Below are 4,473 nucleotides of genomic sequence, written 5' to 3' on the forward strand. Positions count from 1 at the left end.
GGTGAGAACTTGTTTGGCTTGTTCATGGCTCCATCTTCTCAAGAGTTGGAGCCTCCTCAAAACCCGGGGCGGTTCATGAAGAACAATCTTGCCTGGGATAGCCATTGAGTTCTAACGCTGGAGTTAAGCGGCGGCGAAGCCGTCCGCCTTGAACGACTGGTTATGCAACGGGCCCTCACGCGGAGCCATTGAAAGAAAGTTGAGAAAATTTCCTTGTTGCTGGATCGTACAGAACTCCCCAGAAACTATCGCCACCGTCGCACACCAGTTCAGGCTCACTGCGCCAGCGATCTCGATCTTGGGGATGGAGGTAAATCGGATGATCATGAAATGCATTGATATAGACGTAGTCGTGACCACCAATGCTGACGCCGACGTACTGCCGATAGTAAGCAGACGGATCTGAGACGGACTGACCTTTGCCGCAGCAAGTTGTGGACACAAGCATTGAAAGCATTGGCAAGTCTTGCTCTAGCTTCACAATTACCGCAGGACTAACCGTCCATACGCCGCTAACCGGCCCCGGTGTCTCGCGAGAACACTGCTGAAGGAGGTGCCGTGCCTGTGCGGGGGGCAACAAAACGGCACGGTCTGACAAAGGCGAGGCTGCCCTTGCACCAAAGCCGAGAAGAATCAACGCGAGAAGGATGAGTGTCTTATGCATAACGCTGGAATTAAGCGGCGGCGAAGCCGTCCGCTTGAATGACGGGTTAGGTTGCAGCTACGAAAGAGTTGCAACCAGCGCTGCTGCAGATTGCCTTGTAAGAAAGCATGTAAGCACCGGGTTGGCAAGTTCGTGAAGCGCCAAGCCGACTGCTGACGAAGGGTCGTACTCAATGTCGTCACGGAGCTCTATGAAGTTGGCCCAGTCGTCGACCTGCACAGAAGAAAGTTCACCTGCCATAAACCGATTGAGCACCGAGGAGATATGGACGGCGTCCAGCACGACCAGCGGGCTAGGAGTGTCCCAGCCGTAAGCCGAGAGGTCGCGAGCGATGTCCGGGATTGGCCGCGTAAACGACAAAAGCGCTTTTAGAAGGGATTCGCGACTATCCATGTTTGCGACCTAACGCTGGAGTTAAGCGGCGGCGTAGCCGTCCGCTTGAATGACTTGTTAGACGGCAGCACGCTACGCCGTCGGTGACCTGCACAATAACGCTGCTTTGAATGCCCGGCAATGCCGCGAAGATTGTGGCCTGCGCGCGAAGAACGAACCGCTGACGACAAACGCCAGGCTGCGACGAGCCGCGCGCACCATGAAGTGCGAAGAGGCGAGATGCGCCGACGCGCGCAAGACACGTCGAACGAACAAGCGCGCGAAAGGCGGCAACGCAGGCCAGCCCGAAACGACACAACGCGCTTTGCAAACATGGAGCCGAAACGCGGCGGCGGCGAAAAACTGCGAAGGAAAATGCTCTGCCGCCTAACGCTTGAGTTAAGCGGCGGCGAAGCCGTCCGCCTTGAACGAATGGTTAGCTCTATTGCGGCAGCGCCAAGGTAGCTGCCTCATTTGGTGCAAGAGCTTGTATAACCGCCAAGCTATGCTCAAAAACTGCCCTCGCGTCACTTTTGTTCTTGAACTTTCCGGCGTGAGCAACTCCGTTGCGATGCTCATTAAGTGACTCAATTTTCTTTTGCAACGACTTGAGCGTGCTCCAAGTGTTGCGATGTTCGGCTGCTGGCTTGATTAGACGCTTAAACTTTCCATCTAGCCCGTTTGCTCCCATGAGGAGCGCGTCCACAAACTTTGGTGGCAGTCCGTAGTCTGTGAGAAGAAATTGCCGAATGTAGATGTTTGCGGCGATCTCGGCGGTGGTTGCGGCCCGTACTACACAAGCAGACCAGTCTTCGCGCTCGAATTGCTTGCGAGCCTTGACCCAGTTTGATTCGAGCTTTTGATCGTCCGTGCGTTCGTCGTACGGAATTTTGGCGATCTTTGATTTGGCCACGAACTGCCCCTGAGAGCTAACGCTGGAATTGAGCGGCGGCGAAGCCGTCCGCCTCGAATGACTGGTTAGGCCTAACCACGACCTACATCCCATCCGTCGTAGAGATCCACCCCACAAGATTCTGCCAAGTCGTTGAATGCAATATTGCGGCGATGCAATTTCTCGCATGCTAGGGTTTCAGTTTTGCTCACTTGCAGAACCCAGTTCTCATGTTCGGTTTCTTCGAATTGCTCAACGACGTAATCGTGACTGACTAGTTCTTCCAGCACCTTATGCAGACTCGCCCTGGTTGAAGCGAAGAAGAAAAACCCCCACTTGAGAGGACGGCTTGTGTCGAATCCGTCGGCTTCCATATGACGGAAAAGTTCGATCAGCCTCTCGAAATTGGCGTCCATGTTCTCTAGGCCTAACGCTGGAGTTAAGCGGCGGCGAAGCCGTCCGCCTTGAACGAGATGTTAGGCGCGTTGCTCGATTTTTGCGCCAAACACCAACGTGACGAGTTGAAGGCCTAGGAGGATGCCAGCTGCCATGACTAGAGGCACCAAGGCCTCAACGTAGAATGAAACTTGCGAGACGGCTAAACGACCCAGAACCACAAGCGCCTGTGACAAGCATGCGTAGGCACCCAAGTGGAAGAATTGAAGGGGCTGCCGGAAATTGAACGGGTTGAGCTGCCACGAAGGACGGAGCCACAACTTTGCCGACCGTGGGTTGATGACTTGAAGCCCGAGAACGAACACCAGCCCAATGGGACAGAAGGCGAAAATGGCCAGTAGCGCACCCCAACCGATGGGCGGCGTGGCCTGAGGGCCGAGGGGCACGAAGAACGTGCCAACCGCTGACGCAACAATGAGTGCCCACCGTACGATTAGCCAAGCTCGCATGCTTTTGACGCCTAACGCTTGAGTTAAGCGGCGCCGGTACGGCGTCCGCTTGGACGAGTGGTTAGGTGCTCGGTACCGATAACTTCCGGCGCAGCGCCAAGCCAACGCGCGCGACCAACATTACAACAAGTGCAATGGCCGCTACTTGGATGACTGCAGGATGTTCGGCTGGCCGGTTGGGTTGGAAGACAAGCCAAAGCATACCCACTGCGAGCGCGAAGATGAACACGACTAGCAGAGCTTTGGCGAGGCGACCTGAAAAAGGAAATACGAGACAAGGTGCGGCTGCCAGCAGAAGCCCGCCTGCAGCAACCAAGCTCTCGGTGATGCCGGATTTGACCGCACCGGAAGTTGCCATGTAAGCCCAGGCTGCTCCCAGCAAGGCAAGGCACAAGCCCAAAAAGAAAGAAAATATCTTGGCCAGAGTGCGGAGATTCATCCTTGGGCACCTAACGCTTGAGTTAAGCGGCGGCGAAGCCGTCCGTCTTGAACGAGATGTTAGGCCGCAACGCGTGCAAGAGAGCGACAGACGCTCTCACACGCAGCAGCCAACTCTATGAAGTTACGCTCTTCGGAGTCGGTGGCGAGCGCGTGTTGAATTGCGAAAAAGCTCGATTCTCCAAACTCCGGAACCTTGAAGCTAGCCCCAGCCAAAGCGCTGTCTCCTGCCTCAATTACTGCGACGGCCTTGGCGATGAGATTGCGTTTGAACTCAGCATTTGGGTCAGATGCCTCGGGCTCCCAGATTACGGTGCCATGCGGAGCCGTATTCCACGGCTCGAAGAGGCGGCGCAATGCGGTCATTTCGGCTTCGAGCTGAGTCATACGGGAACGTTCCATGCGGGCTAACGCTGGAATTAAGCGGCGGCGGAGCCGTCCGCTTGAATGACTGGTTAGACGGCAGCCAAGTTGCGCCGTCGGTGAGCGAAACGATAGCGCTGCTTTGAATGCTCGGCAATGCCGCGAAACTCTTGGCCTGCGCGCGACGAACGAACCGCTGACGACAGACGCCACGTTGCGACAAACCGCGCGCACTGCGAAGCACGAAAAGACGAAATGCGACAACGCGCGCAAGACAAGAAAGACGACCAAGCGCACGAAAGACAACAACGCAGGCCGGCCCGCAACAACACGAAACGCGCGACTGATGCGGAGCGAGAAAGCACCGCACGCGACGCAGTTACCGAGGAATGCTGCTCTGCCGCCTAACGCTGGAATTAAGCGGCGGCGGAGCCGTCCGCTTGAATGACTGGTTAGACGGCAGCCAAGTTGCGCCGTCGGTGAGCGAAACGATAGCGCTGCTTTGGATGCTCGGCAATGCCGCGAAACTCTTGGCCTGCGCGCGAAGAACAAACCGCTGACGACAGAGGCCACGTTGCGACGAACCGCGCGCACCGTGAAGCATGAAGAGATGCGATACGACAACGCGCGCAAGACACGAAAGACGACCAGGCGCGCGACAGACAACAACGCAGGCCGGCCCGAAACAACACGAAACGCTTTGCCGAAGCGAAGCGAGAAAGCGCCGCACGCGAGGCAATTACAAAGGAATGCTGCTCTGCCGCCTAACGCTTGAGTTAAGCGGCGCGCGGCTTTTCGCGCGTCCGCTTGGACGAGTGGTTAGGGGCCACGGTAGCAGG

General features: G+C 56.5%; 6 protein-coding genes. All 6 read right to left on the minus strand.

The window, feature by feature from the left end:
- Positions 1-123: 123 nt before the first annotated feature.
- A complete protein-coding gene (locus AC3A56_RS17500) occupies positions 124-327 on the minus strand; it encodes a hypothetical protein (protein WP_487771206.1) in 204 nt (67 codons plus the stop codon).
- A 394-nt stretch (positions 328-721) separates the two neighbouring features.
- On the minus strand, positions 722-1,057 hold the full coding sequence (locus AC3A56_RS17505) for a hypothetical protein (RefSeq protein ID WP_487771207.1): 336 nt from the start codon (positions 1,055-1,057) through the stop codon (positions 722-724).
- Between the two features lie 421 nt (positions 1,058-1,478).
- Positions 1,479-1,949 carry a hypothetical protein gene (locus AC3A56_RS17510; protein WP_487771208.1) on the minus strand — a complete coding sequence of 157 codons (471 nt, stop codon included), beginning with the start codon at positions 1,947-1,949 and terminating at the stop codon, positions 1,479-1,481.
- A 71-nt stretch (positions 1,950-2,020) separates the two neighbouring features.
- Positions 2,021-2,344 (minus strand): ribonuclease E inhibitor RraB, encoded by a 324-nt coding sequence (locus AC3A56_RS17515; protein ID WP_082585222.1) that lies wholly within the window; start codon positions 2,342-2,344, stop codon positions 2,021-2,023.
- Between the two features lie 550 nt (positions 2,345-2,894).
- Positions 2,895-3,272 carry a hypothetical protein gene (locus AC3A56_RS17520; RefSeq protein ID WP_487771209.1) on the minus strand — a complete coding sequence of 126 codons (378 nt, stop codon included), beginning with the start codon at positions 3,270-3,272 and terminating at the stop codon, positions 2,895-2,897.
- A gap of 59 nt (positions 3,273-3,331) precedes the next feature.
- On the minus strand, positions 3,332-3,658 hold the full coding sequence (locus AC3A56_RS17525) for a hypothetical protein (protein WP_487771210.1): 327 nt from the start codon (positions 3,656-3,658) through the stop codon (positions 3,332-3,334).
- Between the last annotated feature and the right edge of the window lie 815 nt (positions 3,659-4,473).

It is taken from the genome of Rhodanobacter sp. Soil_C_14, from assembly GCF_057657335.1.

Bases quoted from the DNA above. Each gene is read 5' to 3' on its own strand.
- AC3A56_RS17525 (WP_487771210.1), bottom strand. From the start codon at position 3,658: ATGACTCAGCTCGAAGCCGAAATGACCGCATTGCGCCGCCTCTTCGAG.
- AC3A56_RS17520 (WP_487771209.1), bottom strand. From the start codon at position 3,272: ATGAATCTCCGCACTCTGGCCAAGATATTTTCTTTCTTTTTGGGCTTG.
- AC3A56_RS17505 (WP_487771207.1), bottom strand. From the start codon at position 1,057: ATGGATAGTCGCGAATCCCTTCTAAAAGCGCTTTTGTCGTTTACGCGG.
- AC3A56_RS17500 (WP_487771206.1), bottom strand. From the start codon at position 327: ATGATCATCCGATTTACCTCCATCCCCAAGATCGAGATCGCTGGCGCA.
- AC3A56_RS17515 (WP_082585222.1), bottom strand. From the start codon at position 2,344: ATGGACGCCAATTTCGAGAGGCTGATCGAACTTTTCCGTCATATGGAA.